Genomic DNA, 18,425 nt, shown 5'->3' with positions numbered 1-18,425 from the left:
TTTTATACAAAAGAGGCCAAAGCAAATCCAAGGGAGTAAGAGAGTCCGAAGACGAGCTGCAGCTGCGCCGACATCTGGTCGAGCGCACCGATGTCTTGCTTGTCCTCGGTCTCTGCGGTCATCATCGCCCTGATGTTGCGCACGGCAACGGGCAGCGTGAGCAGCACAAGGAGCAGACAGAGGATGGTGGCAGAGTGGCCGAAATAAAATCCCATGACAAAGAGTACCAACAGATAGGGCACGACAAGATAGGCCACATAGAGGCGGCGCGACGCCTGCCACCCGAGGATGAGCGGGAGGGTAAGGAGTCCGGCCCGGCGGTCGTTGGCACGGTCTCGGGTATTGTTGGCATGGAGGATAGACACCGTGAGGAGTCCGTAGGGAAGACTGAGGAAAAGCACGGGGAGATAGTAGACGCCTGTCATGACAAAGCAGGTACCCAGCGCGGGCAGCACGGAAAAGCAGAGCAGGATGTCGACATCGCCGAGGGCATGGGCCTTGAGCCAGGGATAACCCAAGGGCAACGCCACCGCAAGGACGCCTATCCACAGCACCTCAATGTCTGAACGGAAGAGGATAAGCACGCCCACGGCAGCACCTATGGCAAGGAGCAGAAGGCCATAGACCAATATCTCGCGCGGACGGAACACGCCCGACGATATCCAATGGACACCATTGGGGCAGCCGGGGAGGTCTACGCGACGCACATGGTCGTAATAGTCGCTCACGAGGTTGCCTCCGCCATGGAGCAGCATAATCATCAGCAGGCTGAGGAAGCCGTTGGCGTAGTCGGGAGCAGAGGCTGAAGGCCCCAAGTCAATGTCGTGATGAGAAGCAAAGCACACAAAAGCCAATGTCGCTATCACGGGAATGGCAGAGGTGGAAAAAGACCAGGGGCGAAGCGCTATAAACCAGTCTTTCAGCGTGCGGGGATTACTCATCGGCAAGGAGCTTTTCGGCCATGGCTCTTCCCAGCGCCTCGCACTGAGCCTGAGTCTCGGCATTGAGAGACTGCTTCATCTCAACGGGAGTGCCGACGGCCTCGAAGTGAAGTCGGGTATCGTTCCACTCAGTAATCTTCTGCACGGCCTTGCCTGCCCAGGCGTAGCTGCCAAACCACCCGAAGAGGCGGTCCTTGACGTCGCGGTTGGCAATCTCTGCCAGCAGCACATCCATCTCGTGGTAGAGTCCGGCGTTATAGGTGGGCGCACCGACGATGAGTCCGCGATACTTGAAGATATCCCGCAGGATGTAGCTGTGATGGGTCTTGGAGACATTGTAAAGCAGAATGTCCTTGAGGCCGGCTTTGGAGGCTGCCTCGGCTATGACCTCGGCCATGCGCTCGGTGTTGCCGTACATGGTGCCATAACAGATGACCAGGCCAGGCACTGTGGCGTAGCGGCTCATGCTGTCGTACATGCCCACGACCTTGTCGATGTAGCTGTGCCAAACCGGGCCGTGAGTGGAACAAATGTAGGCGAGCGGCAGACCGGCGAGCTTCTTCAGGGCGTTCTGCACAGGGATGCCATACTTACCCACGATGTTGGAGTAGTAACGGGTCATCTCGTCCCAGCACCAGTCGGTGTTGATGGCGTCATCGATGACACCTCCGTTGAGGGCTCCGAAGCAGCCAAAGGCATCTCCGCTGAAGAGGGTTTGGGTGGCAGACTCGTAGGTCATCATGGTCTCGGGCCAGTGAACCATGGGGGTGAGGTGGAAGGTAAGGTTGTGCTTGCCGAGAGCGATGGATTCGGCGTTTTTCACCTCTACACAGTTATCGGTGACACCATAGAAGCCCTCGAGCATACCGATGGCCTTCTTGTTGCCTATCACCTGCATATCGGGATAATACTGGCGCAGCAGGGCGATAGACCCGCTGTGGTCGGGTTCCATGTGGTTGATGACGAGATAATCGACGGGGCGACTGCCGATGACTTCGCGGATATTGCTGATATATCGGGCAAAGAAATCGACCTCCACGGTATCGATGAGACACACTTTGTCGTCGTCGATGAGGTAAGAATTGTAAGAGACTCCATATGGGAGCGGCCACAGTCCTTCGAAGAGCGACTTGTTGCGGTCGTTAACTCCTACATAGTAAATGTTATTATTAATAATGTTCATATTAAATATGATTTGGTAATTGCTTGTTGTTGCCGAAATCGACTGAGATATAGTTGTAGATACTCTTGCAACTCTCGGCGGCAAACGCCAGCGCGTCGGCGATGAGTCCGTCCCACTGCTGCTGCGTAAGCCCGCGGTCGAGATGGTCTCGGGTGATGCCCTGGCGCAGCAGACCGTAGATGAAACCGGCGTTGAAGTTGTCGCCGGCACCTATGGTACTCACTGTGTCGGTGGTGTCGACAGGGTATTCGCCCACCACGCCACCGTCGGCCAGCACCACGGCGGGCTGAGCGCCTCGGGTGCAGATGAAGCGCTTGCAGTAGAACGAGATTTCGGCTTTGTAGATGGTCTCGGGGTCCTGCTTGCGGTAGAGCACCTCGAAGTCGTCGACACTGCCACGTACAATGTCGGCATAGTCAAGGTTGTCGAGCAGATTGGGCGTGACCTTCATCACATCGGTGCGATGGGAAGGACGGAAGTTGATGTCGTAATAGATGATGGCACCGGCAGCGCGCGCCTGGTCAAGCAGGGCTACCACCTGCTGGCGCACGGCGGGGTCGAGGGCATAGTAGCTGCCTATGAGCACGATGTCGTCGGCGTGGAGGTCAGGGATATTGATGTCCTGGCGGTCTACCTTACAGTCGCGATAGAACATGTACTGGGCATTGTTGGCCTCATCGAGAAAGGCAAGCGACACGGGCGACTGGCCATGGGCAAAGCGCTGCACATAGTCGGCACAGACGCCATTGTCACTGAGAAAACTTACCACCTGGTCGCCGATACGGTCGCGGCCGGTATCGGTAAGCATCGTGGAAGCCACGCCACAACGGCCAAGGGAAATCATGGCATTGAAGACCGAACCTCCAGGCACAGCGCCCACAGGTTGGTTGTCCTTGAATATGATGTCGAGCACAGTCTCGCCTATTCCTATTACTTTGCGCATATCAGTTATTTTAGATGCAAATATCTATATTTTTACGCAATTATCAAAGCAAATTTCCGTAATTTTGCACATAATTATGGAATATAACTCATGCACTCTGTCGAATGGTCTGAGGGTGATACACCGCCCCTCGGCGTCACGGGTAGTTTTCTGCGGATATGGCGTGGCTGCAGGCTCGCGCCACGAAGCCAAAGATGACGAAGGAATCGCCCATTTCTGCGAGCACGTCACCTTCAAGGGCACTGAGCGGCGCAAGGCGTGCCACATCATCAACGCTCTTGAGCGCGTGGGCGGCGACCTCAACGCATTTACCAATAAGGAAGACACTTTCTTCTATGCCGCCGTGATGAACGACCATCTTGCGCGGGCGGTGGACTTGCTCTCCGACATGGTTTTCCATTCGGTCTATCCCCAGCACGAGATAGACAAGGAGGTGGAGATTATCTGTGACGAGATAGAGAGTTATCACGACAGTCCCGCCGAGCTCATCTACGACGAGTTTGAGAACCTGGTCTTCGCCGGGCATCCCGTGGGCCACAACATCCTGGGCAATGCCGACAGGGTGAGGCGCTTCACCACCGCCGATGCGCTCCGCTTCACGCGCGAGCATTACCGTGCCGACCGCGCCATCTTCTTCGCTTACGGCGACATCGACTTCGGCCGACTCACCCGTATGCTGTGCAAGGCTATGGACTGCACGGTGGCTGCCGAGGGTGCCCAGCGCAAGCCATTTTCGCCCATTCCATCGCCATTCATGCAGCCGCTTACGGGTCAGACCATCGTGAGCGAGCGCCATACCCACCAGGCCCACGTGATGATGGGCAACCGCACCTTTGACATCCACGACCCGAGACGCATAGCGCTCTTTGTGCTCAACAACATCCTGGGTGGACCGGGCATGAACGCCCGCCTGAACATGGCATTGCGCGAGCGCCACGGACTGGTCTACACCGTGGAGAGTTCGATGGTCTGCTATGGCGACACAGGCATGTGGGCCACCTATTTCGGCTGCGACCCTCACGACGTGAAGCGCTGTATGCGCCTGGTGAGGAGCGAGCTCAACCGCGTGTGCGACCACAGCCTCACCGAGACCCAGCTCGCCAACGCCAAGCGCCAGTTGAAGGGGCAGATAGGCATCGCCTGCGACAACAGGGAGAACTTTGCCCTCGATTTTGCCAAGAGCTTCCTCCATTATGGTTGGGAGAAGGACACCGAGCGGCTGTTTGCCCAGATAGACAGCGTGACCGCCGCCGACATACAGCAGGTGGCGCAGACGGTCTTTGACCCTACGCAGCTCACCACGCTTATATATAAATAAGGTATCAGAGATAGAGTATCGACTCGTTGCCCTGGTTGAAGAGGAGGTCGAGGATGCTCAGATTGGGAATAAATCCATGCCGCTGGGCATAGACCTGATAATAACGCTGAGGACAGAAATCCGCATCAGGCAGCGGCTTCTTCGGACGTATAGACTCACGATAATCACCGATAACATCGGCATTATCGTGAGTTTCTGTTTTGATATAACTCTCGGTGGCACCCACATCCACACGCAGGTCGAGCAGCTCTATCATCTTGTACATGATGGCCTCGTTGAAGTCATACAGAAACTCCCACTTCTGCTCGAAGAAGGGACGGATGTCATCCTGATAATACTCAAAGAAGGCACTCTCGCCGTAGGCCGAAGCGAGGGCGTTCCAGTGCACATGCCGCCAGTTGGCGTGGTCAGAGATACGGATATCGGTGATAAGCATCGAGTCGTCGTGGGTCACGGGGATAGAGAGCGTCTGCGCGCCATTGGCCGTGGCGATGACCATGCGGTTGCGGTAGGTCTGCTTGATGAAACTCTCATGCCGCTCTATCAGACAGGGCTTATGCCGGTGGAGTTTCTGATACCATTGTATCGGACCGAAATAAGTGGTGGAAAGAAGGGCTGGTGTCAGCGTATCGGGAGAAACCATCGCGAGTTGTCGAAATAATAATTGTTGAAATTGTAGATGACCGAGGTGGCTCTGCCGATGATGTCGCTCTCGGCGACGAGCATATCGCCGCCATGCTGGTTGGGGTTGACGATGCACGACGACATGCAGCCACAGGTACACACCTGGCATCCACGCGGGATGACATACAGCTGGCCGTCTATCTTGACCGTATCGCCGGGCACAGCCACTACTCTACCCATCATTACAGCCCTCTTTGCAGCAGAAGAGACAGGCGCATCGAAAGCGATGAAATCGCCCTTTTCTACCGTTTTACGGGCTATACGGCAGTAGCTTATCCAGTCGTTGCCACCCACACGCAGTCCATAGCTCCAGCGATTTACCAGCACCCTGTCGCCCTGCTTCACGGCAGGGGCGAGCGTGTTGTCGGGGATGGTGTAGATGGTACATACAGACACACGAAACAGGAAGAGCAGCACTGCTGCCGCTGCCACAATCAATAGGGTTTTGACAGTGCCGCTCATAGTCCTACTTACTTGATGTTATCTACCCAACGGAACAGACGGCTCCATCGTATGCCGCCGAAGCCCTTACGGTCGGGGTCAGAGCTCCACCAGATAAAGATGGGCTTGCCCACCACGTGGTCTTCGGGCACAAATCCCCAGTAGCGCGAGTCTTCCGAGTTGTGACGGTTGTCGCCCATCATCCAGTAGTAGTCCATCTTGAAGGTATAGCTCTTGGCCTGCTTGCCGTTGATGAAGATGCGGCCACGGTTGTCGACGCGCAGGTCGTTGTCTTCATACACCTTGATGCAGCGCTCATAGATGGGCAGATTCTTCAGGGTCAGCTGGATGCTCGCGCCCTTCTTGGGAATCCACACGGGACCATAGTTGTCGCGGGTCCATCCGGTGTAGGCGTTCTTGGGATAGAGTTCGAAGGTCGAGGGGTCGTTGTAGAACACCACGGAGTCTACCAGATCCTTGCGCTCACGCAGCGCCTTGACGGCACGGGCCGTGAGGGGCATATATCCGTTCTGGTTGAGCGACAGCAGGTCTTCCATAGAGATACCCAGCTGCTGCAGCATCTCGTCGGGGATTTCCTTGCCCGGCTTCAGGGCTACCGCATAGGCATACTGCACATTGTCGGGCTCCTTGTTGGCCTTGCCGTCGAGATAGACGATATGGTTCTTGATTCGGAGGGTCTGTCCGGGCAATCCCACACAGCGCTTCACATAGTTCTCACGACGGTCGGTAGGACGGCTGCTGATGTCGCCAAAATCCGTGGGCATGCTGGCCAGATAGTGGCGGCCCAGACTGTAGATTTCACCATAGTAGCGGCGCTGCTCCATAGGGTTCATGCTGCTCACATCGGGCGTGGCACCGTACTTCTGCTCATAGAGGTTGGCGCCGAAGCCGTAGACCATAGAGTAGTACTGGGTGGAATAGCGCTCTTCGGTGAGGATGCTGTCGCCGGCAGGATAGTTGAACACCACAATGTCATTGAGCTCCACATGGCCCAAGCCCTTCACGCGGCGATAGTCCCAGTGGGGCCAGGAGATGTAGCTGTTGGTATTGATTACGGGCAGCGTGTGCTGGGTGAGAGGCATGGTGAGCGGGGTCTGTGGGATGCGGGGGCCATAGCTCACCTTGCTCACAAAGAGATAGTCGCCCGTGAGCAGACTCTTCTCGAGCGAAGAAGAGGGGATGACATAGTTCTGGAAGAAGAAGAGGTTGATGAAGTAGACAGCCACCAGTGCAAACACGAGGGCGTCGACCCAACTCATCACAAACCTCACAGGAGCCTCGGCATCACGCCACCACTGCCAGCGTATCTTCTTGGTGATATACACATCAAAGATGAAGGGCACAACCACCAGGCCGAGCCACGATTTCACCCATACGAGAAAGAGAAGATACAGTGCCAGTACAACCACAAACTTGGTCCACTGCACTTTCATATTGAGTTTGGCTTTTGTCTTGTCTATCATAGTCGTTTAGAATTTGAAGAGGTCTGAAGTAGTGAGCAGTCCGCTGTGCTGGGCGGTAAACTCGGCAGCCAGCACGGCACCGAGGGCGAAGCCCTTGCGCGAGTGGGCGCTGTGCTCGATGCTTATCATGTCGGCCTCAGAGTCGTAGATGACGGTATGGATGCCGGGCACCTCGCCGTCGCGCACGCAGTTGATGACCAAGTCCTCGTCGGTGATGTTGCCGTCACCTTCGTCCTGGTGGCCGTCCTCGGTCCAGTAGGTCACACCGCGTTTCCAGTCCTTCTTGCGGTCTATGTTGTCGATGATGTCCTCTGCCAGAGTGATGGCGGTGCCGCTTGGGGCGTCGAGTTTGTGCACGTGGTGGGTTTCCTGCATGCACACATTGTACTCGTCAAACTGGTTCATAATCTTGGCCAGATAGCGGTTGACGGCCGAGAAGATGGCCACGCCGATGCTGAAGTTGGAAGCCCAGAAGAGGGTGTTGGCGCCGTTCTTGGTCAGGTTGACCACATCGTCCTTATGGTCTTTCATCCAGCCTGTAGAGCCGCTCACCACCTTCACGCCATGGCTGAACGCCTTGAGGTAGTTGCCATAGGCGGCAGTAGGATTGGTGAACTCGATGGCCACGTCGGCCGAAGCGAACTCAGGCGAGTCGAAATCGTCTTGGTTATTGACATCGATAATACTTACAATCTCGTGGCCGCGTTGACGGGCAATCTCTTCTATCATGTGCCCCATCTTACCGTAGCCGATAAGTGCTATTTTCATATCTTGCTTGCTGTTTGTTCTGTTTGTCCCGCCCGTCACCGCGCTTTGCGTGCGATGGCTTGTGGGCATCAAGGGCAAAGTTAAACATAAAATTTGGGATAATCCGCCATTGATCACGATTTTTTACCTCCCACGGCAGCATTTTTACCTTATTATATATATAGAGGGTTGCTGTTAACGTGATTTAAGAGGGCGCAGAGACCGAAACTGCCGTAGCGAAGGCCGCCCTGCCGACCGCTCCGCTACCGCCAAGGGGCGCCGCCATGACACGCCCCCACCCCTCCCGACGCAGCCGACGGGGCGGCGAAAAGTGATTAGTTTGATGGCGCACCGCATATTTTCATCCACATCCAACGGGCGTTTGCGAAAAAAATCGTATTTTTGCACGATAAGTATTTTGCTTACGCCAATGGAACAACTGCTGCACTATGTATGGAAACACAAGATGTTTCCGTTAGGCCATCTCTCCACCACCGACGGGCTGGAGGTCGAGGTGATAGACCCGGGACTGCACAACAACAATGCCGGACCCGACTTCTTCAACGCCAAGATACGCATCGACGGCACCCTGTGGGTGGGCAACATCGAAATCCATACCCGTTCTTCCGACTGGTATCAGCATGGCCATCAGCGCGATGCACGATACAACAACGTGATACTGCATATAGCCGAGACGGTAGACACCGATGTGGTGACCGAGAGCGGAGAGCGCCCGCCGCAGCTCCAGCTCAGCGTGCCCCAGGACATCAGTATGCGCTATACCGAGCTCGCCGCCACCGACAAATACCCACCCTGTTACCACATCATTCCGTCGCTGAGCCGCCTCACCGTACACAGCTGGATGAGCGCACTGCAGACCGAGCGGCTGGAACAGAAGACCGAAGCCATAGGACAACGGCTGAAGCGATGCAACGGCTCGTGGGAAGCAGCCTACTTCGTCACGCTGGCGCGCAACTACGGTTTCGGCGTCAATGGCGATGCCTTTGAGACCTGGGCATACCACATCCCGCTGAACGATGTGGCCCACCACCGCGACGACCTTTTCCAAGTAGAAGCCATGTTTATGGGCCAAGCCGGGCTGCTCGCCCCTGAAGCCGTCCCGGAGCGTTATCGCGACAGCGCCAACCACGACGACTACTGCTGCCGACTGCGCAGCGAGTACCGCTACCTCGCCCACAAGTTCGGCCTTACGCCTATGGACCACCATCTATGGAAGTTTCTGCGGCTGCGACCACAGAACTTCCCCCACATACGCATCTCGCAGCTGGCGCAGCTCTACTTCTCGCGCCAGGCAGGGCTGAGCCGCATACTCGAGTGTACCTCCGTCGCCCAGTTGGCCGAGGCGCTGCACACATCGGTCACCCCCTACTGGAAGACCCATTACACCTTCGGCTCCGAAGCCGATAGCAACGACAAGCAGATGTCGCCCTTCTCCATCAATCTGCTCATCATCAACACCGTCATTCCCCTGCTCTTCGCCTACGGGCGCTACAAGGGCAACGAGGCGCTCTGCGACCGCGCCTTCAGTCTGCTCGAACAGGCCCACGCCGAAAACAACCACATCGTGAGGCTCTGGCGCGAGTGCGGACTGGAGGTCGAGAATGCCGGCGACTCCCAGGCGCTCATCCAGTTGAAGTCGGCCTACTGCGACCGCCGCGACTGTCTGCGCTGCCGCTTCGGCTACGAGTATCTGAAAGCCCGATGAAATGGGCCGAAACCGCCCCGACACCGTCACCATTATAGACAAACAGCATACAACCCATAAGACAATGATAAAGAAGTATATCTTTGAGACCCGCATGGAAGTGAGAGACTACGAGTGCGACATCCAGGGCATCGTCAACAATGCCAACTATCTGCACTATACCGAGCACACCCGCCACCTCTTCCTGAAGCACACGGGGCTGAGCTTCGCCGAGATGCACAGCCGCGGCATCGACGCCGTAGTGGCGCGCATGAACCTGCAGTACAAGCAGCCGCTCAGATGCGACGACGTACTCATCTCCCGGTTGGCCTTGCGCAAGGAAGGCATACGCTGGGTGTTCGACCACGACATCTTCCGCGCCAGCGACGAGCGCCTCTGCTTCCGCGCCACCGTCGAACTGGCGGTGCTCATCAACGGCCGCTTGGGCACAAGCGACGAGTACGACAAGGCTTTTGCCCCCTATCTCAACGACAGCACGCACCCATGAGCCACGAGCAAGACGTCATCCACGCCATCACCCTCACCCGCATAGGTTTCTACAACATGGCGGGCATGCTCGACCTCCTGCGCCGAGCAGGGTCTGCCACGGCCATCATGGAGCATAGCGCCGACATACGCCAACTGGTGCCCGACGCCTCGCCCAGGCTGGTAGAGGCTTTCCGCAACAGCGGCGACGCCGCCCATCGTGCCGAGGTAGAGTATGCGTGGGCCGTGGAGCATGGTGTAAGGGTGCTCTGCTATGGCAGCAGCGACTATCCGCAGCGACTCAACGACTGCCCCGACGCGCCGCTGGTGCTCTACTACAAGGGCAATGCCGACCTCAATCAGCAGCGCGTCATCAACATCGTGGGCACGCGCCGCTGCACGGTCTACGGACAGGACATCATACGCCGCTTTGTCGCCGACCTGCGACAACTGTGTCCGCGCGTGCTCATCGTGAGCGGACTGGCTTACGGCGTAGATATCTGTGCCCACCGCCAGGCGCTCCAGCAGGGCTTTGAGACTGTGGGCGTGCTGGCACACGGGCTCGACGACCTCTACCCCACCGCCCACCGCGACACTGCGGTGCAGATGCTGCACCAGGGCGGACTCGTCACCGAGTTTATGACCCAGACGCGTGCCGACAAGATGAACTTCGTAAGGCGCAACCGCATCGTGGCGGGTATGGCCGACGCCACCCTGCTCATCCAGAGCGCTGCCAAGGGCGGCGGACTCATCACCTGCGACATCGCCCAGAACTACGGCCGCGACGTGTTTGCCTTCCCCGGTCCGGTGGATGTCGAGGAATGTCGCGGATGCAACAACCTGATACGCGACAACGGCGCCGGACTCATTACCTCGGCCGAGGACTTCGTCAATGCCGTCAACTGGAACGACCACCGGCTGCTCGAAGCCACGCGCATGGGCATTGAGCGGCAGCTGTTTCCCGACCTCTCGGCAGAGGAGCAGACCGTCGTCGACGTGCTCAGCGCCACCAACGACCTGCAGGTCAACCTGCTCACCGTCAAGACCGGCATACCCATATCGCGCCTCTCGGCACTGCTCTTCACGCTCGAGATGAAGGGCGTGGTAAGGTCGCTCGCCGGCGGAATGTATCATCTGCTCAAATAAGTAAGTTATGAAAATAGGAAATATAGACCTGGGCACACGCCCACTCTTTCTGGCGCCGATGGAAGACGTCACCGACATAGGCTTCCGCATGCTCTGCAAGCGGTTTGGCGCCGCCATGGTATATACCGAATTCGTATCGGCAGAGGCCATCATCCGCTCGATACGCTCCACGCTCAACAAGATGGTGCTCCACGACGAAGAACGGCCCGTGGGCATACAGATTTACGGCCGAGACACCGCCTCGATGGTCGAGGCTGCCAAGATAGTGGAAGAGGCCAAGCCCGACGTGATAGACATCAACTTCGGATGCCCCGTCAAGAAGGTGGCGGGCAAAGGCGCCGGAGCCGGCATGCTGCGCAATGTGCCGCTCATGCTCGAAATCACGCGCGAGGTGGTCAAGGCGGTCAACGTGCCCGTGACGGTCAAGACCCGACTGGGATGGGACAGCGACAACCTCATCATCACCCAACTGGCTGAGCAGCTGCAGGACTGCGGCATACAGGCGCTCACCATCCACGGCCGCACACGCAGCCAGATGTACACCGGACAGGCCGACTGGTCGCTCATAGGCGAGGTGAAGCGCAACCCGCGCATACATATACCCATCATCGGCAACGGCGACATCGACTCGCCTGAGTCGGCACGACGCGCGTTCGACGACTATGGCGTGGATGCCGTGATGATAGGCCGCGCCACCTTCGGCCGCCCATGGATATTCCAGGATATACGCGAGGGACGCGACACGCTGACGCTCGACGAGAAGATTGACGTACTCAAGGAGCAGTTGCGCATCAACGTGGAGCGCATTGACGAATACAGGGGCATACTCCACACCCGCCGGCATCTCGCGGCAAGTCCCATATTCAAGGGCATACCCGATTTCAAGCAGACGCGCATAGCCATGCTCAGGGCTGACACCGTAGAGGCGCTCACGGACATTCTCGAGGAGTGTCGCCACAGGCTCAAAGCCATAGAAGAGCATAACGAATAGTGAGTGACTGCGCTCACACCGCACATCACTGACCACACAGCAATCCCCGGACAGCCCACAACAGGCAGTCCGGGGATTTTATGTTGACTCCGCCCTGCCTGTCAGCACAAGTGGGTGTGACTGGGATGATGTTATGACGACCTTCTATGACGACAAACGCTATATGACAATAAAATAAAACCGCATGGGAAAAAACAAACATACTATAGCTTGGTTATCGGTTAATGACAAGTTCTATTTAGTTATTGCAGGGCGCAAATCACTCATATAGAACCTCAAATTATGGAAATATTGACATGAAAGTAATATCAATGAGTGCGCTACGCACATCAACAGGTATGGACAAAAAAAAGAGCCAAAAGGGAATCTTCTATCAGATGCCTCCGGCTCTTTGGGTATTTATATAAAGAATGTGTATGTCTGTATAAGACGGCTATTTTCTATTAAGTTAGATTTTTATGCGTACTTGGAGTAAATCATGTTGAACACGTGGTTGTCCTCGCTGGTCATGGGCGCATAGGCGCCTACGTAGTCGATGGTCTGGTCGGTCACCTCACAGTCAGCGTTACCCGCGAAACGATAGACGATGCTGTCGTTCTCCACATAGAAGTTGGGGAAGTAAGCCTCGTTCATCATGTCCATGGTAGGGTTCATACACATGCCAAAATCTATGCGGTCGTCATAGATCACGATATTGGCTGTAGGATTCTCTGACAGCATGATGCCGTGCTCGATGGCCTCGGAGAGATACATGCAGGCTGTGCGGGTGATGTTCTTCACCGAAGAATCCACTGTGATGTCCAGATTGTCGAATTTTGAGTACATAACTCTTGCGTTTTGATGGTTTTCTTTTTCCTTAATGGTCTTTCCCGTTGCGGGATTATCCTTTACAATTTTTTGTCCACGCTGAGTGGCTTGCTTGATTGTTGCAAAGGTAATGGGAAATCTCGCGCACCACAAGAAAATAATCTGCGCGCATCTCCCATTTGGTCATTTTGTCCGTAATTTTGGTTTTAATATGATTTTTATGCGTCATTTGGTCATTTTTCTTATACAAGTACACTTTTTAGACATATCCTCTATTTTTCCCGTTTTCATCGTGTTTTGGTTGAGCAATGCGACACTTTGAACAGTCCTGTACATAGGAAAGTCACAGCACATGACTATAGCCACATTGGGCAAGAATGTTTTTTGGCGGTCGCACATAATATTTCCAACCCTTTCGTCGTTTATATAGAAAAGGACCGAAATGAAAGCATTGGACATCGACAGCCAGCCCTGTCTCATCCACACGGCAGGCACACCCAAGGCGGTGCTCATACAGCTGACCGCCCGCCACGAGCGCAAGACCATAGACAGCGAACTGAGCCTCATAGAGCAAGGCTCCCAGATGGGCTTTGTCTTTGTGGGCATCGACCTGCAGCAGTGGGCACTCTCCCTCATGCCCTGGGCCGACGAGGCAGTGGCGAGAGACCCCGAGGTGGGGCGTCACGCCATAGATACGCTCGACTATGTGACCCGCCGGCTGCTGCCCTATATATATAATAGGTATGGACAGCTGCCCTGCATCCTCGGAGGCTACTCTCTGGGCGGACTCTTCAGTCTCTGGGCGGCATCGGAGTGTCCTCTCTTCGACGCAGTGTCGGCAGCCTCGCCCTCGGTGTGGGTCAAGAACTGGGACAACTATGCCGACAGCCACCCCAGCATGGCACGCAAGGTATACATGAGCCTGGGCGACCGCGAAGAGCATGCCCGCAACCAGCGCATGGCTGCCGTGGGCGACTGCATACGCCGCCACCACGAGCGGCTCAAGGCACAGCTGGGCGACGGCAGCACCACGCTCGCATGGAACAAGGGCGGCCACTTCGACCACGAAGACCAGCGCATGGCCGACGCCTTCCTCTGGTGTCTCGAGCGCATCGACGGCGATAAAATGGACGAAAACAAACGATAACCGCACAACTACTGATATGAAGAAGACCCTCATCTCTACCCTGGCGCTGCTCATGGCAGCCCTCGGCGCCAAGGCGCAGACAGCGCCCGCTAAGGCGCAACGCCCCGAAGTGCTCATCGAGACCACTATGGGCAACATCCGTCTGCAACTCTACAATGAGACGCCGCAGCACCGTGACAACTTTCTCAAGCTCATCCGTACCCACCACTTCTACGACTCGCTGCTCTTCCACCGCGTCATCCCCGACTTCATGATACAGGCGGGCGACCCGCGCAGCAAGCATGCCCCCGCCGGCGAACTGCTGGGCAACACCTCGCTCGACTATACCCTGCCCGCCGAGATACGGCTGCCGCAGATTTTCCACAAGCGCGGCGCACTGGCGGCTGCCCGCGAGGGCGACAAGACCAACCCCGAGCGACGCTCGAGCAGCACCCAGTTCTATATCGTCTATGGCAAGGTGTGCGACGAGACCACCCTGGAGCGCGGACGGCAGAACCTGAAACAGCTCTTCGGCGACAGCATCACCATGAGTCCTGAGATGGAACGCGTCTATACCACCCTGGGCGGCACACCCCATCTCGACGGTGCCTATACGGTGTTTGGCGAGGTGACAGAGGGCATGGATGTGGTCGAGAAGATACAGGCGGTGGAGCGCGACACCAATGACCGTCCGCTCACCGACGTGCGCATCGTCAGAGCCACCATCACGCGCGATGTGCCGGGCATGGAGCCCCGTCCCAAGGCCACTCCCAAGCGCACAAAGAGAATGGCAAGACGCAGATAAACAACAACTTTTGCCGTCTTTTCTTGCGTATCTTGGTTTTTATTGGTAATATTGCATATCTTTTTATTCCTGAAAGCAATAGACATATACCATACAAACCCTAATAATTGGAATGATACGCTCTGCAATGACTCTGCTGGCACTGTGTGGCTCACTGCTCGCACAGGGGCAGACAAGTTCGATGAAATCGGGCTTTTTGAACCCTCCACATGAGGCTCGCCCTCAGGTGTGGTGGCACTGGCTGAACGGCAACATCACCCCCGACGGCATCCGCAAGGACCTCGAGTGGATGCACCGTGTGGGTATCAGCGGTGTGCACCTCTTCGACGCCGGACTGAACACACCACAGATAGTGCCGCAACGCGTGAAATACATGACACCCGAGTGGAACGACTGTCTGAGGCTGGCCGTAGGGCTGGCAGACTCGCTCGGCATGGACATCGTGCTGCCCTCGGCACCCGGCTGGAGCAACACCGGAGGTCCATGGGTAACGCCCGACGACGCCATGAAACGCATAGAGTGGCGCGACACCGTTATCAACGGCGGCACCCTCACGAGCATGGCGCTGCCCGCACCCTACACCCACAGCGGAGAATACCAGAATTATCGCAACAAGGGCAAGGGCGTAAAGCAGACACCATATTATAAAGACCTGTATGTCATCGCGGTGCCGGTGGCAGACGATGCCGTGGGGATGGCAAGCATGGTAAAGCGCATCACCACGTCGGAAGGCAGCATCAACGGCAGCCACCTCTACGACGGCGACTTCACCCACACCTTCGCAATAGGGCCGCGGAAGAAGCAGGCTTGGATACAAGTGGTACTGGACAGCCCCCGCACCATCAGGTCGATGACCATAGCCGACTCGCATCTGCTGGGCGCATGGGAGCAATACCCCAACAACCCCACCAAATACCTCGAAGCCAGCGACGACGGCCGTGAGTGGCGGCGCGTATGCAACGTGCCCAACGGCGCCACGCCCCGCCTCACCCTCTCTCTGCCACCTACCGAGGCACGATATTTCCGTCTGGTCTACCAGCCCAATGCCCGACCAGCGACAATCAGCGAGTTTACGCTCAGCACAGAGAGTCGCGTCAACCACAGCGAGGAAAAGGCTGGCTTTGGCGGTCCGCTGCGTCTCATCGACTACCCCACCCACACCGGCAGCCATGCCACGGGGCTGGACAGCGTCATCGACCTCACCCGATATATGGACGCTCAGGGGCGGCTCAGCTGGCAGGCTCCCGAGGGACGATGGCGAATATACCGCTTCGGCTACTCACTGACGGGCAAGACCAACCATCCGGCGTCGCCCGAAGCGACCGGACTGGAGGTAGACAAACTCGACTCGACCGCCGTGCGCCGCTACATGGAGGCATACATAGACACCTACCGCCGCGTGGTGGGCGACAGCATGATAGGGCGCGTGGTCAACGGTCTGCTCATAGACAGTTATGAAGCGGGATATGCCACCTGGACCCGCCACATGCGTGAGGAGTTCAGGAGCAGGCGTGGATATGACCTGCTGCCCTACCTACCGGCACTGGCAGGCGAGGTAATCGGGTCGGCAGAGGCGTCAGACAGGTTTCTCGATGACTGGCGCCTGACGCTGGGCGAGCTCATCGCCGACAATCTCTATGGTCAGGTCGGGCGCATAGCCCATGAGCAGGGTCTCACCACTTACTTTGAAGCCATGGAAAACAGTCGCCCGTTTGTCGGCGACGGACTGGCACCCAAGTGTAAGGCCGATATACCGATGGCGGCGATGTGGGCACGCACGCAGACACTTGATTTCACCCAGAAAATGTTCCTCGAAATGCAGGCAGACCTCATGGAGTCGGCTTCGGCAGCCCATGTATTCGGGCGCAAGCAGGTGGCGGCAGAGTCGTTTACGGCTTACGGCCCGTCACAGGGCGACAGTCTGGTCTACGGGCTCTATCCGGCTATGCTCAAGCGCATTGCCGACCTCGAATTTGCCTGTGGCGTCAACCGTATCGTCATCCACGAGAGCGCCCACCAGCCCATCGACAGCATGGTGCCGGGTCTGAGTCTCGACATCTATGGCATGTGGTTCAACCGGCTGAGCACCTGGGCTGAGCAGGCTCGTGGCTGGACCGACTATATGGCTCGCAGCAGTTATATGCTCCAACAAGGCATCAATGTGGCTGATGTCGCCTACTTCTATGGCGATGAAGCCAACGCTACGGCACTCTTCGACAAGCAGAAACCAGCCATTCCATCGAGCTGTAACATGGATTTCATCAACAGCGACATCCTCTGCCACCGCCTCGATGCAGACGACGGCCGGCTCGTGACTCCGGGCGGCAGCCGCTACCGCATGCTGGTGCTTGGAGGTACCTCGGACCGACTCTCTCTGGCGTCGCTGCAAGCCGTGAAGAGGCTGGCAGACCAGGGGGCGACCATCGTGGGGCGGCGTCCGGCACGGGCTATGGGGCTGAAGGCAGACTCGGCTGAGTTTGACCGCATCGCCGACGACCTCTGGAGTGGCAAGCGTGACAACATCGTCGACACCGGCTCGACCCGCCATGCCATCGACTCGCTGCTCGATGTGCCCGACTTCCGCTGCACGCACATGGACAGCATCCGCTACGTACACCGCACCACTGGGGATGCTGAGATTTACTGGGTCAACAACCGTTCGAAGAGCGATATGCACGATTGGTTTGAGTTCAGGACCACTGGGCGCAAGCCACAGATATGGAATGCCATGACAGGCGAAATCAGCGATGTGACCTACATGATTGGCAGCCGCTCGACCTACGTGGAAATGGATTTGAAGTCGGCAGATGCGCTGTTTGTCGTCTTCAGCGGCGAGGCCGACAAGCGTCTGCGTCACCGCGCAACGGAGTCTCTGCCGCTCAGAAGTGACACGATAGCCAGTCCATGGCGCGTGGTATTCGGACGGAAGATGGGCACGCCAGACGCCATCGTGATGGACTCGCTCAAGTCGTATATCGACACCACGCTCGCCATAGCCAACCCGACCGAGGCTCGGGCAATAAAATACTTCTCGGGCACCGCCGCCTATCACAACCGTTTCTTCCTCGGCGCTGTCGACAGTGCCCAGACTTACCGGATAGACTTGGGCACGGTCAACTATATGGCTGAGGTTTGGGTCAACGGCAAATACTGCGGATTAACGTGGTTTTCGCCCCATTCCATCGACATCTCGGCGGCGGTGAAGTCGGGCGAAAACACGCTGGAGATACGCGTAACCAACCCATGGAAGAACCGCATCTGCGGCGACAAACTCGCCAAGGCTGGGGAGACAACCTACACGTGGACCTCGTATCCCTGGAGCAAGAAAACCAAGAACATACTGATGCCCGCAGGACTCTTGGGGCCCGTCACCATCACCTTATATAAATAAAGGGCAAGCGCGGCGGGAGCGACGACAATCTCCACGGGAGCGACGGCAATCTCCAAGAGCGCAATGGTCATCACCACGAGTGCAAAGGTCATCTCCACGAGCGCGAAGGTCATCTCCACGAGCGCAAAGGTCATCTCCACGGGCGCGACGGTCATCTCCACGAGTGCGGCGACGCCCCCGACGCAAGACAGGGTAATCAATCGGAAAACAAGAACAAACAACAACAT

At 56.9% G+C, this 18,425-nt stretch carries 17 protein-coding genes; 8 read left to right on the top strand and 9 right to left on the bottom strand.

What is annotated here, in order from left to right; all coding sequences use genetic code 11:
• Positions 1-2: 2 nt before the first annotated feature.
• The 3 genes from CIK87_RS11775 to CIK87_RS11765 are packed head-to-tail and all read right to left on the bottom strand — an operon-like array spanning position 3 to position 3,067.
• Positions 3-941 (bottom strand): prenyltransferase, encoded by a 939-nt coding sequence (locus CIK87_RS11775; RefSeq protein ID WP_158216250.1) that lies wholly within the window; start codon positions 939-941, stop codon positions 3-5.
• Entirely contained in the window at positions 934-2,124 is a 1,191-nt protein-coding gene (locus tag CIK87_RS11770; protein ID WP_094387333.1) for an FprA family A-type flavoprotein, read from the bottom strand. Before CIK87_RS11770 ends, CIK87_RS11775 begins: the two co-directional genes overlap by 8 nt.
• A gap of 1 nt (position 2,125) precedes the next feature.
• Entirely contained in the window at positions 2,126-3,067 is a 942-nt protein-coding gene (locus tag CIK87_RS11765; protein ID WP_094387332.1) for a carbohydrate kinase, read from the bottom strand.
• 76 nt (positions 3,068-3,143) lie between these two features.
• Between CIK87_RS11765 and CIK87_RS11760 the strand changes: the two genes are divergently transcribed.
• Positions 3,144-4,385, top strand: a complete 1,242-nt coding sequence (locus tag CIK87_RS11760) for a pitrilysin family protein (RefSeq protein ID WP_094387331.1) — start codon at positions 3,144-3,146, stop codon at positions 4,383-4,385.
• 4 nt (positions 4,386-4,389) lie between these two features.
• Here the strand turns inward: CIK87_RS11760 and CIK87_RS11755 are convergent, their stop codons facing one another.
• Genes CIK87_RS11755 through dapB form a run of 4 tightly spaced genes read right to left on the bottom strand, consistent with a single transcriptional unit; the run spans position 4,390 to position 7,762 of the window.
• Positions 4,390-5,028, bottom strand: a complete 639-nt coding sequence (locus CIK87_RS11755) for a WbqC family protein (protein ID WP_022309846.1) — start codon at positions 5,026-5,028, stop codon at positions 4,390-4,392.
• Positions 5,007-5,531 carry a signal peptidase I gene (gene lepB, locus CIK87_RS11750; protein ID WP_094387330.1) on the bottom strand — a complete coding sequence of 175 codons (525 nt, stop codon included), beginning with the start codon at positions 5,529-5,531 and terminating at the stop codon, positions 5,007-5,009. Before lepB (CIK87_RS11750) ends, CIK87_RS11755 begins: the two co-directional genes overlap by 22 nt.
• Before the next feature lie 8 nt (positions 5,532-5,539).
• Complete coding sequence (lepB, locus tag CIK87_RS11745) at positions 5,540-6,994, bottom strand: signal peptidase I (RefSeq protein ID WP_094387329.1); 1,455 nt, start codon at positions 6,992-6,994, stop codon at positions 5,540-5,542.
• 6 nt (positions 6,995-7,000) lie between these two features.
• Positions 7,001-7,762 (bottom strand): 4-hydroxy-tetrahydrodipicolinate reductase, encoded by a 762-nt coding sequence (gene dapB, locus CIK87_RS11740; protein ID WP_094387352.1) that lies wholly within the window; start codon positions 7,760-7,762, stop codon positions 7,001-7,003.
• A gap of 409 nt (positions 7,763-8,171) precedes the next feature.
• On the opposite strand from dapB, the gene CIK87_RS11735 reads away from it, so the two are divergent.
• The 4 genes from CIK87_RS11735 to dusB all read left to right on the top strand — a co-directional run bounded on the left by CIK87_RS11735 (position 8,172) and on the right by dusB (position 12,069).
• A complete protein-coding gene (locus CIK87_RS11735) occupies positions 8,172-9,467 on the top strand; it encodes a DUF2851 family protein (RefSeq protein WP_094387328.1) in 1,296 nt (431 codons plus the stop codon).
• A gap of 67 nt (positions 9,468-9,534) precedes the next feature.
• On the top strand, positions 9,535-9,954 hold the full coding sequence (locus tag CIK87_RS11730; RefSeq protein WP_094387351.1) for a thioesterase family protein: 420 nt from the start codon (positions 9,535-9,537) through the stop codon (positions 9,952-9,954).
• Complete coding sequence (dprA, locus tag CIK87_RS11725) at positions 9,951-11,078, top strand: DNA-processing protein DprA (protein ID WP_094387327.1); 1,128 nt, start codon at positions 9,951-9,953, stop codon at positions 11,076-11,078. Before CIK87_RS11730 ends, dprA begins: the two co-directional genes overlap by 4 nt.
• Positions 11,079-11,085: 7 nt before the next feature.
• Entirely contained in the window at positions 11,086-12,069 is a 984-nt protein-coding gene (gene dusB / locus CIK87_RS11720; RefSeq protein WP_094387326.1) for a tRNA dihydrouridine synthase DusB, read from the top strand.
• Between the two features lie 456 nt (positions 12,070-12,525).
• On the opposite strand, the gene CIK87_RS11715 is transcribed toward dusB, so the two are convergent.
• On the bottom strand, positions 12,526-12,894 hold the full coding sequence (locus CIK87_RS11715) for a hypothetical protein (protein ID WP_094387325.1): 369 nt from the start codon (positions 12,892-12,894) through the stop codon (positions 12,526-12,528).
• Positions 12,895-13,318: 424 nt separating this feature from the next.
• Between CIK87_RS11715 and CIK87_RS11705 the strand changes: the two genes are divergently transcribed.
• The 3 genes from CIK87_RS11705 to CIK87_RS11695 all read left to right on the top strand — a co-directional run bounded on the left by CIK87_RS11705 (position 13,319) and on the right by CIK87_RS11695 (position 18,198).
• Positions 13,319-14,023 (top strand): alpha/beta hydrolase-fold protein, encoded by a 705-nt coding sequence (locus CIK87_RS11705; RefSeq protein WP_094387323.1) that lies wholly within the window; start codon positions 13,319-13,321, stop codon positions 14,021-14,023.
• A gap of 16 nt (positions 14,024-14,039) precedes the next feature.
• Positions 14,040-14,807, top strand: coding sequence for a peptidylprolyl isomerase (locus CIK87_RS11700; RefSeq protein ID WP_094387322.1), 768 nt, complete (start codon positions 14,040-14,042; stop codon positions 14,805-14,807).
• A 112-nt stretch (positions 14,808-14,919) separates the two neighbouring features.
• A complete protein-coding gene (locus CIK87_RS11695; RefSeq protein WP_094387321.1) occupies positions 14,920-18,198 on the top strand; it encodes a glycosyl hydrolase in 3,279 nt (1,092 codons plus the stop codon).
• Here the strand turns inward: CIK87_RS11695 and CIK87_RS11690 are convergent.
• Positions 18,102-18,425, bottom strand: coding sequence for a hypothetical protein (locus CIK87_RS11690; protein ID WP_144007675.1), 324 nt, complete (start codon positions 18,423-18,425; stop codon positions 18,102-18,104). The genes CIK87_RS11695 and CIK87_RS11690 overlap by 97 nt on opposite strands.

The organism is Prevotella sp. P5-64, from assembly GCF_002251285.1.
In the GTDB taxonomy this organism is placed as follows: domain Bacteria; phylum Bacteroidota; class Bacteroidia; order Bacteroidales; family Bacteroidaceae; genus Prevotella.
This window is presented reverse-complemented; position numbering and strand designations above follow the sequence as displayed.

Excerpts from the sequence above, each read along its gene's own strand:
- dapB (WP_094387352.1), bottom strand. The coding sequence starts at position 7,762 with ATGAAAATAGCACTTATCGGCTACGGTAAGATGGGGCACATGATAGAA.
- CIK87_RS11760 (WP_094387331.1), top strand. The coding sequence starts at position 3,144 with ATGGAATATAACTCATGCACTCTGTCGAATGGTCTGAGGGTGATACAC.
- CIK87_RS11715 (WP_094387325.1), bottom strand. The coding sequence starts at position 12,894 with ATGTACTCAAAATTCGACAATCTGGACATCACAGTGGATTCTTCGGTG.
- CIK87_RS11765 (WP_094387332.1), bottom strand. The coding sequence starts at position 3,067 with ATGCGCAAAGTAATAGGAATAGGCGAGACTGTGCTCGACATCATATTC.
- CIK87_RS11775 (WP_158216250.1), bottom strand. The coding sequence starts at position 941 with ATGAGTAATCCCCGCACGCTGAAAGACTGGTTTATAGCGCTTCGCCCC.
- CIK87_RS11690 (WP_144007675.1), bottom strand. The coding sequence starts at position 18,425 with ATGTTGTTGTTTGTTCTTGTTTTCCGATTGATTACCCTGTCTTGCGTC.
- CIK87_RS11700 (WP_094387322.1), top strand. The coding sequence starts at position 14,040 with ATGAAGAAGACCCTCATCTCTACCCTGGCGCTGCTCATGGCAGCCCTC.
- lepB (WP_094387329.1), bottom strand. The coding sequence starts at position 6,994 with ATGATAGACAAGACAAAAGCCAAACTCAATATGAAAGTGCAGTGGACC.
- CIK87_RS11770 (WP_094387333.1), bottom strand. The coding sequence starts at position 2,124 with ATGAACATTATTAATAATAACATTTACTATGTAGGAGTTAACGACCGC.
- dusB (WP_094387326.1), top strand. The coding sequence starts at position 11,086 with ATGAAAATAGGAAATATAGACCTGGGCACACGCCCACTCTTTCTGGCG.
- CIK87_RS11695 (WP_094387321.1), top strand. The coding sequence starts at position 14,920 with ATGATACGCTCTGCAATGACTCTGCTGGCACTGTGTGGCTCACTGCTC.
- CIK87_RS11755 (WP_022309846.1), bottom strand. The coding sequence starts at position 5,028 with ATGGTTTCTCCCGATACGCTGACACCAGCCCTTCTTTCCACCACTTAT.
- dprA (WP_094387327.1), top strand. The coding sequence starts at position 9,951 with ATGAGCCACGAGCAAGACGTCATCCACGCCATCACCCTCACCCGCATA.
- CIK87_RS11705 (WP_094387323.1), top strand. The coding sequence starts at position 13,319 with ATGAAAGCATTGGACATCGACAGCCAGCCCTGTCTCATCCACACGGCA.
- lepB (WP_094387330.1), bottom strand. The coding sequence starts at position 5,531 with ATGAGCGGCACTGTCAAAACCCTATTGATTGTGGCAGCGGCAGCAGTG.
- CIK87_RS11735 (WP_094387328.1), top strand. The coding sequence starts at position 8,172 with ATGGAACAACTGCTGCACTATGTATGGAAACACAAGATGTTTCCGTTA.